General features: G+C 69.7%; 16 protein-coding genes. 12 read left to right on the forward strand and 4 right to left on the reverse strand.

What is annotated here, in order from left to right; all coding sequences use genetic code 11:
• The first annotated feature begins 35 nt into the window (after window positions 1–35).
• From PCC79_RS05420 to PCC79_RS05435, 4 genes are read left to right on the forward strand one after another with little or no spacing between them, the layout of a single operon-like run.
• The gene (locus PCC79_RS05420) at window positions 36–1,589 is read left to right on the forward strand and encodes an ABC transporter ATP-binding protein (RefSeq protein ID WP_232548855.1); all 1,554 of its coding nucleotides are present in this window, start codon (window positions 36–38) and stop codon (window positions 1,587–1,589) included.
• Window positions 1,582–2,757 carry an ABC transporter permease gene (locus tag PCC79_RS05425; protein WP_342373230.1) on the forward strand — a complete coding sequence of 392 codons (1,176 nt, stop codon included), beginning with the start codon at window positions 1,582–1,584 and terminating at the stop codon, window positions 2,755–2,757. The genes PCC79_RS05420 and PCC79_RS05425 overlap by 8 nt, the downstream gene beginning before the upstream one ends.
• The gene (locus tag PCC79_RS05430; RefSeq protein WP_332836179.1) at window positions 2,754–4,046 is read left to right on the forward strand and encodes an ABC transporter permease; all 1,293 of its coding nucleotides are present in this window, start codon (window positions 2,754–2,756) and stop codon (window positions 4,044–4,046) included. Before PCC79_RS05425 ends, PCC79_RS05430 begins: the two co-directional genes overlap by 4 nt.
• Before the next feature lie 4 nt (window positions 4,047–4,050).
• On the forward strand, window positions 4,051–4,446 hold the full coding sequence (locus PCC79_RS05435) for a cytidine deaminase (protein ID WP_269779367.1): 396 nt from the start codon (window positions 4,051–4,053) through the stop codon (window positions 4,444–4,446).
• A 19-nt stretch (window positions 4,447–4,465) separates the two neighbouring features.
• On the opposite strand, the gene PCC79_RS05440 is transcribed toward PCC79_RS05435, so the two are convergent.
• The 4 genes from PCC79_RS05440 to PCC79_RS05455 all read right to left on the reverse strand — a co-directional run bounded on the left by PCC79_RS05440 (window position 4,466) and on the right by PCC79_RS05455 (window position 8,991).
• A complete protein-coding gene (locus PCC79_RS05440) occupies window positions 4,466–5,149 on the reverse strand; it encodes a class I SAM-dependent methyltransferase (RefSeq protein ID WP_342373231.1) in 684 nt (227 codons plus the stop codon).
• A gap of 47 nt (window positions 5,150–5,196) precedes the next feature.
• Window positions 5,197–6,078: an ROK family protein gene (locus PCC79_RS05445; protein ID WP_342373232.1), complete on the reverse strand. Its 882-nt coding sequence runs from the start codon at window positions 6,076–6,078 to the stop codon at window positions 5,197–5,199.
• A complete protein-coding gene (locus PCC79_RS05450) occupies window positions 6,078–7,877 on the reverse strand; it encodes a class I mannose-6-phosphate isomerase (protein WP_342373233.1) in 1,800 nt (599 codons plus the stop codon). Before PCC79_RS05450 ends, PCC79_RS05445 begins: the two co-directional genes overlap by 1 nt.
• 64 nt (window positions 7,878–7,941) lie before the next feature.
• On the reverse strand, window positions 7,942–8,991 hold the full coding sequence (locus PCC79_RS05455) for a LacI family DNA-binding transcriptional regulator (protein WP_342373234.1): 1,050 nt from the start codon (window positions 8,989–8,991) through the stop codon (window positions 7,942–7,944).
• Between the two features lie 120 nt (window positions 8,992–9,111).
• On the opposite strand from PCC79_RS05455, the gene PCC79_RS05460 reads away from it, so the two are divergent.
• The 8 genes from PCC79_RS05460 to metG all read left to right on the forward strand — a co-directional run bounded on the left by PCC79_RS05460 (window position 9,112) and on the right by metG (window position 18,892).
• On the forward strand, window positions 9,112–10,185 hold the full coding sequence (locus PCC79_RS05460; protein WP_342373235.1) for a DUF4185 domain-containing protein: 1,074 nt from the start codon (window positions 9,112–9,114) through the stop codon (window positions 10,183–10,185).
• Window positions 10,149–10,301, forward strand: coding sequence for a hypothetical protein (locus PCC79_RS05465; protein WP_342373236.1), 153 nt, complete (start codon window positions 10,149–10,151; stop codon window positions 10,299–10,301). The genes PCC79_RS05460 and PCC79_RS05465 overlap by 37 nt, the downstream gene beginning before the upstream one ends.
• Window positions 10,302–10,319: 18 nt before the next feature.
• On the forward strand, window positions 10,320–11,609 hold the full coding sequence (locus PCC79_RS05470) for an ABC transporter substrate-binding protein (protein ID WP_342373237.1): 1,290 nt from the start codon (window positions 10,320–10,322) through the stop codon (window positions 11,607–11,609).
• A 70-nt stretch (window positions 11,610–11,679) separates the two neighbouring features.
• Window positions 11,680–12,624: a sugar ABC transporter permease gene (locus PCC79_RS05475; RefSeq protein WP_342373238.1), complete on the forward strand. Its 945-nt coding sequence runs from the start codon at window positions 11,680–11,682 to the stop codon at window positions 12,622–12,624.
• Window position 12,625: 1 nt separating this feature from the next.
• Window positions 12,626–13,438, forward strand: a complete 813-nt coding sequence (locus tag PCC79_RS05480) for a carbohydrate ABC transporter permease (protein ID WP_232550167.1) — start codon at window positions 12,626–12,628, stop codon at window positions 13,436–13,438.
• Window positions 13,439–13,447: 9 nt separating this feature from the next.
• Window positions 13,448–15,556, forward strand: a complete 2,109-nt coding sequence (locus PCC79_RS05485; RefSeq protein ID WP_342373239.1) for a hypothetical protein — start codon at window positions 13,448–13,450, stop codon at window positions 15,554–15,556.
• 326 nt (window positions 15,557–15,882) lie between these two features.
• The gene (locus PCC79_RS05490; protein ID WP_342373240.1) at window positions 15,883–17,037 is read left to right on the forward strand and encodes an adenosine deaminase; all 1,155 of its coding nucleotides are present in this window, start codon (window positions 15,883–15,885) and stop codon (window positions 17,035–17,037) included.
• Window positions 17,038–17,104: 67 nt separating this feature from the next.
• Window positions 17,105–18,892, forward strand: a complete 1,788-nt coding sequence (gene metG / locus PCC79_RS05495; protein WP_342373241.1) for a methionine--tRNA ligase — start codon at window positions 17,105–17,107, stop codon at window positions 18,890–18,892.
• Window positions 18,893–18,929: the final 37 nt, after the last annotated feature.

The following is an 18,929-nucleotide window of genomic DNA, read 5'->3' on the forward strand; positions in this document are numbered from 1 at the left end:
CGCCCCGACGGGTGGGTTCATGGAAGGATCCGCGTGTGAACCACACGTCCGGCGGCCTGCAGTTGGCCGGCATCACGAAACGCTTTGGGTCGTTCACCGCCGTCGACTCCGTCGACCTGGAGGTGCGCCCAGGGGAGATCCACTGCCTGTTGGGTGAGAACGGGGCGGGCAAGTCCACGCTCATGAACGTCCTCTACGGGCTGCTCAAACCCGACGAGGGCCAGATCGTCATCGACGGCTCGCCCCAGAACTTCACCAACCCGCGCCAGGCCATGGCGGCCGGCATCGGCATGGTGCACCAGCACTTCATGCTGGTCGACCCGTTCACCGTGGCCGAGAACCTCATGCTGGGGCGCGAGGGCGGCTTCGTCCTCGCCAAGGACGCCGCCCGCCAGCGCGTCCGCGAACTGGGGGAGCGGTACACGATGCCGGTCGACCCCGACGCGGTCATCGAGGACCTGCCGGTCGGCGTCCAGCAGCGCGTCGAGATCCTCAAGGCGCTGGCCAATGACGCCCAGTACCTCGTGTTCGACGAGCCGACGGCCGTGCTGACACCGCAGGAGATCGACGACCTCATGGCGGTGATGGACCGGCTGCGGTCGGAGGGCCGCGCGATCGTGTTCATCACCCACAAGCTCCGCGAGGTCCGCGCCGTCGCGGACCGGATCACCGTGATGCGACGCGGCCGCATCGTGGGCCAGGCCGCGCCGACGGCGTCCGAGGCGGAGCTGGCCGAGATGATGGTCGGCCGCGCGATCGATCTGCGGGTGGCGAAGGAGGCCGCCGCCCCCGGCGAGCCGCGGCTGGTCGTGACCGGCCTCAAGGTGGCGAACACGGCCGGTGGCATCGTCGTCGACGGGGTCGACTTCGACGTGCGTGCCGGTGAGACCCTCTGCATCGCCGGCGTCCAGGGCAACGGCCAGTCCGAGCTCGTGGACGCCCTGCTCGGCAACGTGACGCCGCTGGAGGGCACGGTCACGCTCGACGGCACCGACATCACGCGCGCCACACCCCGGCAGACGATCGACGCCGGCATGGGCTTCGTGCCGGAGGATCGGGAGGCGGACGGGTTCGTCGCCCCCTTCACCATCGCGGAGAACCTCGTGCTCAACCGGTCCAACCAGGCGCCGTTCGCGCACGGTCTGGCGCTCGACTTGGCCGAGATCGACCGCAACGCCGTGGCGCTGCGGGAGGAGTTCGACATCCGCGCCCAGTCGGTGCACGACCCGATCAGCTCGCTCTCGGGCGGCAACAAGCAGAAGGTGGTGCTGGCCCGAGAGCTGAGCCGGCCGCTGAGCGTCCTCATCGCGAGCCAGCCGACGCGGGGCGTGGACGTCGGCGCCATCGAGTTCCTCCACCGCCGCATCGTCTCCGAGCGAGACAAGGGTACGGCGGTCCTGCTGGTCTCCACCGAGCTCGACGAGGTGGAGGCGCTGGCCGACCGGGTGCTCGTCATGTACCGCGGGCGCGTCGTGGGCATCGTGAGCCCCGACACGCCCCGCGAGGTGCTGGGCCTGATGATGGCGGGCGTGCCGCTCGAGGACGCCCAGGGCGCGCCCCGCCCGGGCAAGGAGGAGAACCATGGCTGAGGAGCCAGCTGACGACGCCCGCCGCGCCGCCCTGCGCGACCGTGGCCGGCGGTGGGCGACCACGGCCGGCTCGATCCTGCTGGCGCTGCTCGTGGGGGCGGTGCTGATGATCGTGTCCGACCCGGACGTGATCAGCCAGTACGCCTACGTGTTCACCGCTCCGCAGCTCGCGCTCGGGGCGTCCTGGACGAAGGTCGCCGGGGCCTACTCCGCGCTGCTCGCGGGGGCCGTCGGGTCGCCCGCGGCGCTCGCCGCGACGGCCTGGCAGGCGGCCCCGCTGATCGCGGCCGGCCTGGGCGTCGGCATCGCGTTCCGCGCCGGCCTGTTCAACATCGGTGCGCAGGGCCAGGCGATCTGGGGCTCGATCGCGGCCGCCTACGTCGGCTTCGCGTGGTCGCTGCCGCCGGTGGTGCACCTGCTGGTGGCCGTGGTCGCCGGTGTGCTCTTCGGCGCGGTGTGGGGCGGCATCGTCGGCCTGATCAAGGCCAAGACGGGCGCCCACGAGGTCATCGTCACCATCATGATGAACTTCATCGCCGCCAGCTCGCTGGCCTGGCTGCTGCTCACCCCGGCGTTCCTGCGGCCCGGCCGCATCGACCCGCTGGCCCCGCCGATCCAGCCGAGCGCGGCGTTCCCGGTCATCTACGGCCAGCTCCACGTCGGCTTCCTCGTGGCGCTGGTCGCTGCGGCGATCGTGTGGTGGCTCATGGAGCGCTCGACGATCGGCTTCGCCATCCGTGCGGTGGGCTCGAACGCGAGCGCCGCTGCCACCGCCGGTATAAACGTGGCGGGCACGACGATGGTCACCATGGCGATCTCGGGGGCCCTGGCCGGGCTGGCCGGCGTCATGTACGCGCTGGGGCCGGGAGCGAACGCGGTGGCCACCCCCCTCTCCCTCGGGCTGGTGGGGTCGGTCGGATTCGACGCCCTCACCGTCGCCCTGCTGGGGCGCAGCCGACCGGTGGGCACCGTCCTGGCCGGGCTGCTGTTCGGCGGCCTCCACTCCGGCGGCCTCGCCATGCAGAGCCTCGCGCAGACCCCGCTCACCCTGTCCACCGTGCTCCAGGCGCTCATCGTGTTGTTCGTGGCGGCGCCGGCCATCGTGAGCGCCCTGATCCCGAAGGTGCGTGCCCCCCGGCGCCCCGCCCTCGTCGGAGGTGAGGCATGACCACCACGCATCCCACAACGCTCGACGTCCCCCTCGAGCTCGACCGCACCGAGTCCGCCGCCGCGCGGCGTGCCCGGCTCTCGACCGGGGCGCTCATGCTCGTGCTCGGCGCGCTCATGGCCTGGCTCGGCTTCGGCACAAGCGGCGATGCGAGCTACGCCCTGTCGGACGCCTTCGCCGCCGTGCAGCTCCCCACCGTGGCGCTGCCCGGGCTGCCCGTGGTGCTCGTCTGCGCCCTCCTGACCCTGCTGGCCGGGGCGGGCTTCGTCTCAGGCCGGTTGTGGGGGCGGGCGAAGGCGTCCGCCGCCACCATCGCCGCCGCGGCGATCGTGCTCGGCTTCGTCACCTGGGCCGCCGCGGGGCGTCCGTTCTCGTTCCCGGTGCAGAACCAGCTCGCCGGCACCATCGCGCTGGCGACACCGCTCGTCCTCGGCGCCCTGTGCGGCGTGCTGTGCGAGAACGCCGGCGTGGTCAACGTGGCGATCGAGGGCCAGTTCCTCACCGCCGCGTTCACGGCGGCGACGGTGGGGTCGGTGACCCGCTCGATCACCGCCGCGCTGGTGGCCGGCGTCATCGCCGGCGTGCTCATGGGGGCGATGCTGGCGCTGTTCTCGATCAAGTACTTGGTGGACCAGGTGGTGCTCGGCGTCGTGCTGAACCTCTTCGCGTCCGGCCTCACCGGCTTCGTGTTCGACCAGCTCGTGCAGCCCAACTCCACCGAGCTGAACCGGGTGCCGCCCATCTCGCGGCTGGAGATCCCGCTGCTGAGCGACATCCCGCTCATCGGGCCGGTGCTGTTCAACCAGACGATCCTGGTGTACCTCGCGTTCGTGAGCGTGCCGGTGGTCTGGTTCCTGCTCTACCGGACCCGCTGGGGGCTGCGGGTGCGCTCGGTCGGCGAGCACCCCGAGGCCGCCGACACCGTCGGCATCAACGTGCGGGCCGTGCGCTGGCAGGCGGTGCTCGCGGGGGGTGTCTTCGCCGGGCTCGGTGGCTCGTTCTTCACCATCGGGTCGAGCGTCAGCTTCATCAAGGACATCACGGTCGGCAACGGCTTCATCGCGCTCGCCGCGCTGATCATGGGCCGTTGGCACCCCGTGCGGGCGGCGCTCATGGCGGTGTTCTTCGGTTTCGTCACCCAGCTGGCCTCCCAGCTCCAGACGCTGCAGACGCCCATGCCCAGCCAGTTCCTGCTCATGCTGCCGTACCTCGCGACGATCATCGCCGTGGCCGGCCTCATCGGGCGCTCGCGGGCACCGAAGGCCGACGGCGTGCCCTACACGGGATGATGGGGTGAGCGGCATCGACTGGGACGTCCTCCGCGCGGCCGCGCGGTCGGCCGCCGCGCGGGCCTATGCGCCCTACTCGGGGTACCGGGTGGGGGCCGCGGCGCTGGCGTCCGACGGGCGGATCGTCTCGGGCTGCAACGTGGAGAACGCCGGCTACGGCGTCACGCTGTGCGCCGAGTGCGGGCTGGTGTCGGACCTGGTGAACGGCGGCGGCGGACGCCTCATGGCGTTCACGTGCTGCAACGGCGCCGGTGAGGTCATCATGCCGTGCGGCCGGTGTCGACAGTTGTTGTGGGAGCACGGGGGAGCCGACCTGGTCGTGGAGACACCGCGCGGCATGGTGGGCATGGCCGAGGTGCTGCCGCAGGCCTTCGGGGCGGACGACCTCGGGCAGCGCTGAGCGCCCCCGGCCCGACGGGTCAGCGCGGTTTCGTCCACGCGATCGTGTGCCGGAAGCCGAGCCGGTGCTGCAGTCTGGCGCCGGGCATCACCGCGTCGAGCAGGGTTCTGATCTCGCCGAAGGACCTGGTCGGGTCCGCCACCGGAAACGCGTCCGGCGCGGGAGCCGCGCGTGACGGGCGGGGGTGCTTGACCATCCCGATCAGCGGGTTGGTCACCGCTGAGGCGAGTTCCCATACCGCGTCGCGCGCCGTGACCGGGGGTGCCAACCCAACGGCGAGGAACCTGCCGCCCGGAGCCAAAGCCTCCCGCACCTGGGTGAGCGCCTCCGCGGCCTCGAGATGGTGCAGGACGGCCACCATCGTGACCGCGTCCACCGCCCCGTGCTCGGCGGCCACGTTCGGAAGACACGCGTCGGTGATCGTCACGTTGGTCAGGTCGCGAGAGCGCAGCGAGGCTTCCTCGCGCATGTGGGGGTCGACGTCGATCCCCACCACCCGTTCCGCCCGGGCGGCGAGTCGCGCGACGAGCAGACCCTGGCCGCAGCCGACATCGACGGCGAGCCGGCAGGGCTCGGGCAGCCGCCGCAGCAGCCAAGGGTGGAAGTGATCGTTGTGGCTCCACGGGTGCCGCGCGTTCAGGCGGGCCAGCCCGGCCAGCGCAGTCCGCACGACCGGCAAGTGTTGGCCACCACGCACGTCCATGCCCCCATGCTGACACGGTCGTGCCGCTGCGCGTCGAGCACCGCGGACTACCCGGCCGCGCCGTGGCCCTCGCCGTACTGCGCGGCGCCGATGAGGGCGGCGGTCTCGCCGTCGGAGCCGGGCTCGATGTAAGGGGGTTCGGCGCCGGCCTCTCGGACGATCTCCTCGACCCGCGGGGTGAACCACCGCGTGGTCAGGTCCCACGACTGTGCGATCGAACCGCCCACCACCACCACGTCGGCCCCGAAGCGCACGAGCCAGGGGGAGATGGTCTCGGCCAGGGCCCCGTACGCCCTGGTCAGCACCCCGGTGGCCAGGTCATCACCGTCACGGGCGAGCTCGGCGATCGCGCGGACGTCGTGGTGCTCGCCCGTGGCGGCCGCGTGGGCGCGAGCGATGGCGCGGCGGGAGAAGGTGTCCTCCAGCGGCCGACCCTCCCACTCCAACAGGTACACCCACCCGTGCGGCGGCACGTCGGCGCCGCTGTCCACCGGCTCGCCGTTGTCGAGGAAGCATGAGCCGACGCCGGTGCCCAGGGTCAGCGCCACGAACCGCCGTGGTCGGCCGTGCAGCTCGTACTCGCCGATCGCGTAGGCGGTGACGTCGTTCAGGAACGTCACCGGCACCCCGAGCTCGGCCGACAGGTGGTCGCCCACCGCCACATCCTTCAGCGCCCCGAATTTCTCGACGCCCTCGAAGTTGCCGACACCACGCGCGTAGTCGAACGGCCCGGGGATGGCGACGGTGAGCGGCAGTCCGTCCGCGTCCCCGCCCAACCCACGCGCCGCGGCGACCAGGCCGGTCAGCAGCGTCGCGCGGTCGGCCGAGCTGTCCAGGTCGGACCGCTGCGAGCGCACCACCCGGCTTCGTTCGGGGTCGACCAACGCTGAGGTCACGTGCGTGCCGCCCACCTCCAGGACGCGCTGCATCAGGAGGCGCTCCGCCCCGAGAACCGCAGGTCCTCACCGCTCACCGATCGTGGGAACTCCGTGCCCCGGACGTGGGCGGTCAGCGTCGCGCACTCCCCGGCGCCGTCGGCCGGACGGATGGTGTACTCGCCCACGTGGGCGGGCACGATGAACGTCTCGGCGTAGTGCACCTCGTACGGTTCGAACGCCCCGGTGGGGCTCTCGACGACGGCGGCCCGGCCCTCGACGAGGTTGAGAACGTGAACCGTCGACTGCGTGTCGCGCAGGGTGGGCACGGAGAACCAGTGCCGCACCGTCTCGATGTACTCCAGTTCGTGCAGGCCGGTGCGCTCGATGCGGTAACCGTCGCCCTGCTCCAGCACATCGATCCGGTTGATGAGGTTGCTGGTCACCCAGTCGGTGTCCCGATCCCATTGCACGTTGGCGCGGGCGTGGTCGAGGTGAACGGGCCGAGGCTTGCCGTCGAGACCGACGCGGTCCCAGTCCCACATCTTGAAGGTGAAGATGTAGCTGGTGGCCGAGATCTCCAGCACCATGGTGTTGCGGGTGGAGCAGTGGACCGTGCCGGCGGGGATGAGCACGTGGTCGTGCTTGCGTGCGTTGAACCGGTTGATGAAGCGCTCGTCGGGGAAGGAGCCCTCGCCGCGCTGCGCCTTCTCGAGTTCGTCGAACATCTCGTCGAAATCGGCGCCGGGTTTCCGCCCGAGGTACACCCCGCCGTCGTCACCCACGTCGAGCAGGTAGTAGCTCTCGTCCTGGGTGTACTTCATGCCGAACTTCTCCTGGATGTACCCGGTGAGCGGGTGCACCTGGAGCGACAGGTTGCCACCCCCGAACGTGTCGAGGAAGTCGAAGCGGATGGGGAAGTCGGCCCCGAACCGGGCGAACGTCCCGGGGCCCATGAGCTCGATGGGTTTGCGCAGCACCAGGTTCTGTGACGGCATCTCGACCCGGACGCCGTCGATGTCGAGCGCGAGTGAGTTCTCCTCCGGCACGCAGTCGAATCCCCACGCGTAGTTGGGCACATCGCCCGGCAGCCCCAGCACCTCCTGCATCCAGTGGCCGCCCCAGACTCCGGGGTCGAAGTAGGGGACGAAGCGGAAGGGCCGGGTGATGGCGGCGTCCAGCGCGGAGCGAAAGGTGTCCCCGGTGATCAGCCGGGCCTCGTCGGCGGAGATGGTGGTGTCGAGCAGATAGTCGAGCGCATCGAGGAGGGGTTGCTTGTGACGGTCCGCCATGCGCCATTCGACGAAGAAGGAGCGCTTGTACTTGCGCAGGATGTCCTCGTCGCCGTTCTTGCATCGCCAATTCGGCATGCCGGCGCGCATCCGGAGCTGGTGCTCCCAGCGGGGCATGTCGGCGAGCACGAGCACGTCGGCGTCCGGTGCGGCCAGGCGAGCCCCCCAGCCCATGAGGACGATCGGGCCCGTGCGCTCGTGCACCCGGCGGCGCAGCTCGGCCAGGCGCGCCTCGTCGTAGAGATCGGCGACATTGAACTGGGTGATGTAGCCGAAGACGCGGTCGTCGCCAAGGTTGGCGGCCACCAGGGCATCGATCTCCTCGGTCGGCCTGGCCGCCTCGTCGGGCACACTCACCACGACGTCGAAGACGCGCTCGAGGCTGGCCTTCACCGCCTGCTCGTCGACGCCGGGGTAACAGTCCACGACGACGACGGCGCGATCCAGCCGAGCTGCGGCGCGGGCCAGCTCCCGCCACGCCTCGTCGGCCACCCACACGGGGGTGCCGGGGGGTTGGAGAATCGTGGGATCGACGTCGTAGTTGGGCTGATCGCTGCGCACCGGGAACTCCTTTGTTGCTCCTGCGTCTGGTAACGATACCAACTTCAGCGCTACGTGGCGAGGGTCAGGATGAATTGGGTTGCAGGCCGTGCACCACGCCCACGGACGGCATCGTCATCGTGATGGGTGGAGTGCGCTCGGCGCTGTTGATCCGGCGGAGCGTCAATTCGGCGGCGAGGCGGCCGAGCGCCTGGGCATCGTGCTCGATGAGCGTCAGCGGGTAAGGCACGAGATCGGCCAACTCGAACGTGTCGAAGCCCACCAGTCGGGGGGCGGTGCTGTGCGGCGTCCACCGCGCGTGCAGGTCGAGGAGCACGCGCAGGACGTTGATGCTGAAGCGATTGTTGGCCGTGAAGAAGGCCGCGGGGGGCTCGTCCATCGCCAGCAGCTCCCGGGTGACCCGGACCACCGCGGCGGGCTCGCTCGGCATCTGCCTGACGTAGCGCTGGTCGACCTCGACCCCTGCGTCGGTGTGGGCCTGGACGAAACCGGCGTAACGCCGGGCCGCGGTGGTGATCGTGGGCTCGCCGCCGAGGAATGCGATGGGGTGCCTGCCTTCGTCAAGCAGCTTGCCCACCTCGGTGCGCACCGCGCCGATGTCGTCAACCAGGACTGTGTCGACGCGTCCATGGTTGATCGACCGCGAGGCGAGCGCGATGGGCATCCCCGCCTTGGCTGCCGCAGCCAGGTGTGGGGCGTCTGCCCTGGCGGGGACGACGATCAGCCCCTCGATCTGGCGGGCCGAGAGGTCGCGCACCAGCTCCGCCTCGAGGCGGGGGTCGTTGTGGGAAAAGCCGGTGATGATCTGCCGACCGGCATCCTTCGCCGCCGCCTCGACCCCGAGGAGCACTTGGGCGTAGTAGGGATTGTCGATGTTGGTCACGATCACCCCGAGCAGGCCGGAGCGCTGGCCCGGCCGCATCAACCGGGCGGCCTCGTTGCGCGCATAGCCCAACTTCTTGGCTGCTGCGTGCACCTTGCGGGTCATCTCGGCGGAGACGCCCCCCTTGTCGCCGATCACCCGCGAGGCGGTCATCGGCGAGACCCCGGCCATGTTGGCGACGTCTTTGAGGGTGGGCTTCCTGGCCCGGGCGATGTCCGCCCCCTGCTCCATGGCGCACATCCTACGGCTTGGATAACAATTCGGACTCGCTCGGCCCGGCGGCCGTCGTACATGGTATCGTTACCAAGCCGGTGCCGCGGTGGCCCGTGATCACACTGAGGTGATGCAACCATGAAGAACCGACGAACACCCACTGTCAGGGCAGCGGCCGGCCTCGGCGTGTTGGCCCTGGTCGGCGTGGGCTCGCTGACCGTTGCGACCCCGGCGGCCGCACAGCCGGGAGCGGGGGCGGGCACGTGCTCGCTCGCCACGCAGCCGCTCATCGTCACGGGGGCGCAGCCGGACGCCCGCACCGAGCAGTTCGCCGCGTACGGCGACACCTCGGGCGCATGGATCGGTGCCGACTCCACCTACTCGGTCGAGTTGAAGAGAGGCACCACCGCGTGGCTCTTCTCCGACACGGTGCTCGGCACCGTGGTCGACGGCACGGTCGACATGGCCACGATGGGCTTCATCAACAACTCCATCGTCCTGGAGAAGGGGGGCCAGCTCCACGACACCGTCACCGGCGGGACGGAGCAGGAGCGTGAGGCGATCTTCGGGCCGCCCGCTGCCGACTCGTGGTTCTGGCTGGGTGCCGGCTACGTCGAGCCCAGCGGCAGGAACCTGTACATCGGTCTCAACCGCTACAACCGCTCCGGCCCGGGTCTGTGGGACTGGGCGTGGGACCACTCGGCGATCGGAACGCTCAACACCCGCACCTGGCAGGTCGAGAAGGTGACCGACCTCGACGTCGACAACGACGTGCAGTGGACGTCCTGGTACCAACGCGACCACGGCGTCACCTATCTCTACGGAGTCGACGACCAAGGGGCGCTCAAACAGGCGCATGTCGCCCGAGTGCGCGGCCAGGACCTCTCGAGGGTCGACAGGTGGGAGTTCTGGAACGGATCGACGTGGACCAAGGACTCCTCCCAGTCCGCGCCGATCCTCGACCACGTCGCCAACGAGTACTCGGTGACCCCGTTCCGGGACGGTTACCTCCTCGTCACGCACGACACCGAGGTGGTGTTCTCCAACCAGGTGGTGGCGTACACCGCGTGCAGCCCCACCGGGCCGTTCGTGAACAGGACCCCCCTGCTCCAGACCCCCGAGACCGGCCGTGGGGCTCCTACGGGGATCCGAACATCTGGACCTACAACTCCCACGTGCATCCGCAGTTCAGCGACGACGGCAGGTTGCTGATCAGCTACAACGTCAACACGTTCGACAACAACCACATCTTCGACGACGTCACGATCTACCGCCCCCGATTCTGGACCGTCACGGTGGACGACCCTGACGGCCGCCGCAACGGCTGACCCTGGAGAGGAACAACGATGTCAATCAAGAAGGCACTCACCGCACTCGCGCTCTCGAGCGCCCTGATCCTGGCCGCGTGTGGGGGTGGGGGCAGCCAGCCCTCCACCGATCCCACCGACGGCGGGGCGGACGCCCCGGCGGCGTCGGGCACGGTCAACTTCTTCACCGACAAGGCGGCCTGGGAGCCGTCGTTCGACGAGATGAACGCCGCGAGCGGGGACATCCAGTTGGAGTTCACGGGCTACTCCGATCCGGTGGCCTACGACACCTACATCCGCCAGGCGTTCCGCACCAACGACCGGCCCGACCTGTTCACCTGGCACACCGGCGGCAGTCTCGGTGAGCTGGTGGAACAGGGCCTGGTGGCCGAGACCTCCGACATCTGGGCGGAGGCCGAGGCCGACGGCCTGGTGCCCGAGGGGCTGAAGGACCAGTACACCTTTGACGGCAAGCAGTACTGCGTGCCGCTGAACGTCGCCTATTGGGCGGTGTACTACAACAAGGCCGTCTTCGCCGAGCACGGCCTGCAGCCCCCGACCACGTGGGCCGAGATGGAGACCGTCATGCAGACGCTGCGCGACGCCGGCGTCGCACCGTTGCACCAGATGAACATCATCTTCGAGTTCGTCTACTTCCAGGCGCTGCTTGCCGGCCAGAACCCGGAGACCTACCAGGGCCTGCTCGACGGCTCGGCCAGCTACACCGACAAGGACGTGAACGTCGCCGTCGACAAGTGGCAGGAGATGATCCAGCGCGGTGACTTCATCGATCCCGGTGTCACGGGTGACCCCCAGGCGATGCTGATGAACGGGGAGGTGGCCATGGCCTACTTCGGCACCTTCTTCACCGGCCAACTCGACGCCATCGACGCGGTCTCTGGTGAGGATTACGGAATCTTCCTGTTCCCGAACCTCAACCCGGCCACCGACGTCCAACCCATGGTCCTGGAGACCGGGCCCCTGTGTGTGGGCGCCGGTTCCGAGAACGAGGACGCCGCCCTCGCGTACTCGGCGTGGTGGCTCACCACCGAGGCCCAGACCGCATGGTCGCAGAGCCGCGGTGACGTGAGTTTCAACCCCAACGTCGAACTCGCCGACCCCGAACTCAAGGCGCTCGTCGCCTCCGTCACCGGCGACAACGCGGCGGACACGCTGATCCTGCCCCGGTATCTCGAGGGCAGCCCGCAACCGGTCTACCAGCTCTCGACCGAGCTGTTCGGGGCCTTCGTCACCAACGCCGATGATCCGCGGGGCATGCAGGAGGCCCTGCAGGCCGAGGCCGAGACCTACTGGGCGGAGCAGGGCTGAGGATGGCGGTGCGGCCGGTCGACCGGCCGGCCGCACCGCTCTCTGCCCCACGGAAGCGAAGGGAGGCGCCATGAGTACCGCCACCGACACACCCGAGGCGACGACTGCGGGCCCGGCGCCCGCCAGAAAGGGCGGGCCCGGTGCCCGAGCGCGACAGGAACAGGTGACCGCCGCGGGCTTCCTCGCCCCGGCGCTGATCCTGTGTGGCGTGCTGCTGTACGCACCGTTCCTCTACACGGCGTACCTGTCCCTCACAGAGTTCAACGGCCTGGGGGATCCGGAGTTCGTCGGGGTCGCGAAATACACGGAGCTGTTCGATGATCCCAACATTGTGCAGTCGATGCTCAACACCGTGATCTGGGTGGTGGGCACGCTGGTGCTGCCCGTGGGCCTGGGATTGCTGATCGCGGTGTTGGCCCACGGGCTCAAGGGCTCGTTCTGGTACCGGCTGCCGTTCCTGCTGCCGTACGCGATTTCGGGCATCGCGGTCGGCGTCATCTTCTCGTTCATCCTGCAGACCAACGGGGCACTCACGCAGGCCATGGAGTTCCTGCACCTGCCGTTCGCCGACTCGCGCTGGTTGCTCGACTGGCCGCTCAACACGTTCGTGATGATCGCCGCAGCCACCTGGCAGGGGGCCGGTGTCAACGCGCTGCTCTTCGGGGTGGGTCTCCAGTCCATACCGACCGAGCCGATCGAAGCGGCCAAGGTGGACGGCGCGACCGGGTGGTCACTGTTCAAGAACATCACGTGGCCGATGCTGGCGCCGATGACCACGGTCGTGGTGGGCCTCAGCATCGTCGGCTCGTTGAAGACGTTCGACATCGTCTGGGGCATGACCCAGGGCGGCCCCGGGCGCGTCTCGGAGACCCTCGCGATCACCATGTACAAACAGAGCTTCATGCTCAACGACTACGGGCTGGGGGCGGCGGTGGCCCTCCTGCTGACCGTGGTCACGGTCGGCGCATCACTGCTCTACCTGCGGCGTCAGCTGGCGCCGGCGAGGGAGTTCTGACATGCAACTCGTCCGCAAGGCCATTCTCGTCGTCCTTGGCGTGTTGTGGCTGATCCCGATCTACCTCATGCTGATCAACGCCGCCAAGCTGTCGGCCAATTACGGCAACGCGACCGTGTGGATCCCCGACGGGCTGGGCGGGATCGTCGAGAACTTCGCGACCGCGCTCGATCGCGGCCGCATCGCGCAAGGACTCCTGTCGACGCTGATCTACGCGGTCGTCTCGCCGATCATTGCCGTCATCATCGGCGCCATGGCGGGCTTCGCCCTGGTCGTTCTCAAGGTGAGGCGGGCCTTCATGTGGTTCGTCATCATCTTCTCCGCGACCGTGTTCCCCATCCAGATGGTGCTGATGCCGCTGTTCATGGGCTATGTGACCGTGGGCATCTTCGACACCCGGTTCGGCATGGTGCTCATCTACACGGTCATCTCGGTGCCGTTCTCGGCCTTCGTGCTGCGCAACTTCTTCTCGGGCATCGCGCAGCACGTCTACGAGGCGGCGGCCCTCGACGGGGCCAATGCGTTCCAGACCTTCTTCCGGATCTATCTCCCGATGTCCAAGTCTGCGCTGTTCGCCGTCTTTATCCTCCAGGCGACGTTCATCTGGAACGACCTCCTGTTGGGCCTCTCGCTCTCACAGGACGCCGATGTCAGGCCCGTCATGACGACCCTCGCGGCGCTGCAGTCGACCTACGGCGGCTCGACGATGCCGGTGGTGCTCGCGGGCGGACTGCTCGTGTCCCTGCCGACGCTCGTGTTGTTCCTGTGCACGCAGCGCTACTTCACCCAGGGCCTCGCCCTCGGCCAGTACTAGGAGAAGCCCATGCCGGTACCCATCGTCGACGACTTCGTCAGCGCCACCGTGGTCGACCGATTCGACGACATGCTGAACCCTTTCGGGCTCACCAACCACGTGGCCGTCGCCCAGGTCGGCCACGACGTGCTGGCGATCAGCTCGCTCAACGTCCCGCCCGTGTCGCAGGGGGAGTGTGTGACCGGGCGGTTGTACGTGGGCGGCCGACTCGCCGAGAGCTTCGGCCAGCCGGTGGAGCACACCTGGCGGCCCGACCGGGTCACGCGAGCAACGGTCATCGAGAACTGGCGGATCGAGACCATCACCGTCCTGCCCCCCGGCGCTCCGGGCGCGGTGGTGCGCATCGAGGTGACCAACGAGGGTGGGGAGCGTGAGCTCGAGCTGGGCGCCTGGGTCGACGCGCAAGTGGTCAAGAGCGTGCCCTGGCGGCGCGCCGAACCGCCGCGGGGGTACACCGTGCAGGAGCGCGACGGGGCACGTCGCCGGGCCAGGCCGGCGTCGCCCCCGAAGGGAATGGCCTTCCACGGGTCGCTCGAACCGACAGCCCAGGTCACCGCGCTGCAGGGGCTGGTCGACGCGTCGGGGACCGGTGTCGACGCCTCGGACGACGACCGCATCGTCGCGGTCAGGGCCGTGCTGGGGGCGGGGGAGACGTGGGTGGGCGCGTTCATCGTGGTGGTCGGTGACGAGGGCCACGACGTGGCGTCCTCCTTCGACGCCCTGGCGGCGGACGTGGACGGGGCCATCGCGGCGTCCGAGGAGATGTGGAACCGCGAGCTCGCCGACCTCTTCACCCCTGGTGGTGACGTCACCTCGGGGGCGCTGCCGCTGCTCGAGACGTCGAACGACGCGCTCCGCCAGCTGTACTGGTGGGGCGCCATGGGCGTGCTGTGGTTCCGCCGCGAGAACCCGGCCGGCGTCCGGTCGCGCCACTACGACACGCTCATGCCGCGCTACTGGCAGACGACCACGTTCATCTGGGACCATTCGCTCTCCTCACTCGTCCACGCGCTGAACGACCCGGAGGAGATGCGCGAGCAGATCCTGCACTGGATCGGGCTCGACATCAACGAACATTTCGGCACCGAGTGGTTGACCGGTGGGCCGGCCGGCAACTGGTACTCCGTCAACCAGTACGCGATGGTGCGGCTGGTCACCGACTACGTCACCGTCACCGGTGACGCCGGGTTCCTGGACGAACCGGTCGACGGTGGGAGGACCGTGGGCGACCACGTCCGCGAATGGGCGCTGGCCTGGCAGGACAAGCGGGTGGGATCACCCCTGGCCGATTACGGCGAGATCGACAATCTGCTGGAGTGCGTCTCCACCTATGTGCATGAGGTGGCCTCGCTCAACGCCGCCAACGTGTGGTGCATGCGCACCGCCGCGGCGTTGAGCCGCCGTCAGGGGCAACCCGGCGGGGCCGACGAGCTGGAGCGGCTGGCCGACGAACTCGTGCCCGAGATCCTGAAGCTCTACCGGCCGGGCGAGGGCTTCTTCAACGCCCGTCACCCGGACGGCACACTGGTGCCGGTCAGGCACTGTTACGACTTCTCCACCGTCGGCACGACGATCCCCCAAGACCTGCCCGGGGAGACCCGTGCCGAGATGGTTCGGTTCTTCGTGGATCACCTGCGGACGCCGTCGTGGATGAGGGCGCTCTCGGCCTGCGACGCCAACGCCGGCTTCTCCGTGCGGCCCGACCACCAGTGGAACGGCGCCTACCCGGCGTGGCCGGCCGACTCGGCCCGCGCCGCAATCCAGCTCGGTGGGGCCGACGCGGTCGCCGCGTGGCTGCCCGGATTGGCGCGGACGACGCGCCAGGGCCCGCCCGGCCAGGCGCACTTCGTCGAGGAGGTCGTCGAGCCGATCGAGGGCGGCGCCCGGAAGGCCCCCGGCCAGTGGCCCTACCTCATCGACTGGGCGTGTTCGTCCGCCGGGGCCTGGTGCGAGCTGGTGATCGAGTCGATCTTCGGCGTGCACGCCCACCCCGACGGGACCGTCACCGCCAACCCGGTGCTGGAGTACTTCGACCCGACGGCCCGCCTGCGCGGGCTGAGGCTCGGTGGGGTGACCTACGACGTCGACGCCGACGGGGTGCGGGCGGCTGCTCCCTGATGTGCCGTACGGCCGCCCGGTGCCACGCGTGACGTTCGACCAGTCGGTGCGGTCGGTGCAGTCCCTGCAGACCCTGACCCCTGCAGACCCTGACCCCTGCAAACCCTGACCCCTGCAAACCCTGACCGCAGCCGACGTCGACGGCGAGGCGACACACGGCTCCGGCAGCCGCTGCAGCAACCCGGGGTGGAAGTGGTCGTTGTGGCCCCGCGGACGTCTGTGCCCCCATGCTGACACCGTCCGGCCGAGATGCGTCGACAACGCGCGCTGGTGCATGGGTTGTCGACACCCACGGGCGATTTCTCGTCGACAAGGCGTGCTTGTGCATGGGTTGTCGACACGGCCTCGCCACCCGCGCCCGTGAGAAGATGGTCAGCCCACCTGACTTCGAGCCGGAGATCACCGTGAGCCTGAGCCCTGAGACCATCGCCGCCCTGCCCAAGGTCGTGCTGCACGACCATCTCGACGGGGGCCTGCGCGCATCGACCGTGTTCGAGATCGCCCAGGAGATCGGCCATCCCCTTCCGGCCGATGACCCGGACGCCCTGGCCACGTGGTTCTACGCCTCGGCGGAGTCGGGCACGCTCGTGGACTACCTCGAGACGTTCGTGCACACGATCGCCGTGATGCAGACCGCCGCGCACCTCGAACGCGTCGCCCGCGAGTGGGTGGTTGACCTGGCGGCCGACGGCGTTGTCTACGGCGAGGCGCGGTGGGCGCCGGAGCAGCACACGGCCGGGGGGCTCACCCTGCGCCAAGCCGTCGCGGCCGTCGGCGCCGGCCTGCGCGCGGGCATGGCGGACGCCGCGGCGTCCGGCACGCCGATGGTCGCCCGCCAGCTCGTCACCTCGCTGCGCCACACCCCGCCGAGCCGCGAGGTGGCCGACCTGGCCCGCTTCGGGGCGGACGACCTCGTCGTCGGCTTCGACCTGGCCGGCCCCGAGGACGGCTTCCCGGCCGGCGGCCACCACGAGACGTTCGCGTACCTCGCCGACCATCTCGTGCCGGTGACCATCCACGCCGGCGAGGCCGCGGGGGTGGCGTCCATCGCCGGGGCCATCGCCGAGCGCGCCCTGCGGCTGGGGCACGGGGCCCGGCTGGTGGAGGACATCGCGCCCGACGGCGACGGCTGGTCCCTCGGCCCGGTGGCGACCTGGGTACGCGACCGGCGCATCCCGCTCGAGCTGAGCCCCACGTCCAATCTGCAGACCGGCGTGTGCGCGACGGTCGCCGAGCATCCCTTCGGCCTGCTGGAGCGCCTCGGGTTCGTCGTCACCGTCAACTGCGACAACCGGCTCATGAGCCGGACGTCGCCCAGCCGCGAGATGGGCCTTCTGGTGGACGCCTTCGGCTATGACCTGGCCGACCTGCGCCGGTTCACGGTGGACGCCGCGCGCGCCGGCTTCCTGCCCCATCCGGAGCGCGAACGACTCGTCGCCGACGTCATCGAGCCCGGCTACGCGGCCGCCTCGGAGGGCTGACCCGACAGGCGATCCGCGGGGCGCAGCGCCGCCGGTCGGCCGGGGCGGCTGCCCTAGGATGAGGCGCATGACTTCTCGGATCCTCACCTGCGCGGCCTGGCCGTACGCCAATGGGCCGCGCCACATCGGGCACGTGTCCGGCTTCGCCGTGCCCGCGGACGTCTTCTCCCGCTACCAGCGCATGGTGGGTTCGGACGTCCTCATGGTCTCGGGGACCGACGAGCACGGCACGGCGATCCAGGTGAAGGCCGATTCGGAGGGGCTCACCGCGCGGGAGACCGCCGACAAGTACCACCAGGTCATCGTCGAGGACCTCCAGGCGCTCGGCCTCAGCTACGACCTCTACACGCGGACGACGACGCTCAACCACCGCGCCGTGGTCCAAGAACTCTTCACGACGTTGCACCGCAACGGCTACGTCGTCGCCGAGCGCCAGATGGGGGCGCTGTCGCCCTCCACCGGGCGCACCCTGGCCGACCGCTACATCGAGGGCACCTGCCCGATCTGCGGCTTCGACGGCGCCCGCGGCGACCAGTGCGACAACTGCGGCCGCCAGCTCGACCCGATCGACCTCATCAACCCCCGCAGCCGCATCAACGGCGAGGTGCCCGAGTTCGTCGAGACCGAGCACTTCTTCCTCGACCTGCCCGCGCTGGCCGATGCCCTCCAGCAGTGGCTGGAGACGCGCGACGACTGGCGTCCCAACGTCATCCGGTTCAGCCGCGAGTTCGCCAAGGAACTCAAGCCCCGTGCCATCACCCGCGACCTGGACTGGGGCGTGCCGATCCCGCTCCCCGCGTGGGAGAACGAGACGATGAAGCGGATCTACGTGTGGTTCGACGCGGTGATCGGCTACTTCTCGGCGTCGGTGGAGTGGGCGCGCCGCGTGGGGCGACCGGACGCGTGGCGGGAATGGTGGCAGAACGACGACGCCCGCTCCTTCTACTTCATGGGCAAGGACAACATCACGTTCCACACCGTGATCTGGCCCGGCATCCTGACCGGCGCGAACGGCGAGGGCTCGAAGGGGGGCGAGCCCAGCGCGTTCGGACGCCTCGACCTGCCGACCGAGATCGTCAGCTCCGAGTTCCTCACCATGTCGGGCTCCAAGCTCGCGTCCTCGCGCGGCCACGTGATCTACGTGCGCGACTTCCTGGCCGACTTCGGGCCGGACGCCCTGCGCTACTACATCGCCGTGGCGGGTCCCGAGAACCAGGACACCGACTTCACGTGGGACGAGTTCGTGCGTCGCGTGAACTTCGAGCTGGCCAACGAGTGGGGCAATCTCGTGAACCGCTCGGTGTCGATGGCGCACAAGAACGTCGGCGCGATCCCCGAGGCCACGGATCTGACCGAGGCCGACGAGGCGCTCTTGGCGGCGTCCCAGGAGGCGTTCACGACGGTGGGGGAGCTGCTGGAGCGGGCCCGCTTCAAGCAGGCCATCACCGAGGCGATGCGCATCGTGTCGCTGGCCAACAAGTACCTGTCGGACAACGAGCCGTGGAAGAAGAAGGACGACCCCGCCCGCCGCGACACCATCCTGCACGTGGCGCTCCAGGTCGTCAGCGACGCCAACACGCTGCTGACGCCGTTCATGCCGCACGCGGCGCAGAAGGTGTTCGAGGCCCTCGGGGGCTCGGGCGTGTGGGCGGCCCAGCCGCGCATCGTCACGCTGGACGAGGAGGGCGGCCCCAGCTACCCGGCGCTCATGGGTGACTACGCCGACGAGCTGGCCCGGTGGGAGTCGCGCCCGATCACGGCCGGGACGCCGCTGGCCAAGCCGACGCCGATCTTCGCCAAGCTGGACGAGAAGCTGGGCCAGACCGGCCCGGAGTGGGCGCCGGTGCTCTCCTGACGGATCCCGGCCCGATGGTCGCCCTGTGCGACCATGG

Origin of the sequence: Propioniciclava soli (assembly GCF_038502305.1) — a bacterium.
GTDB lineage: Bacteria > Actinomycetota > Actinomycetes > Propionibacteriales > Propionibacteriaceae > Propioniciclava > Propioniciclava soli.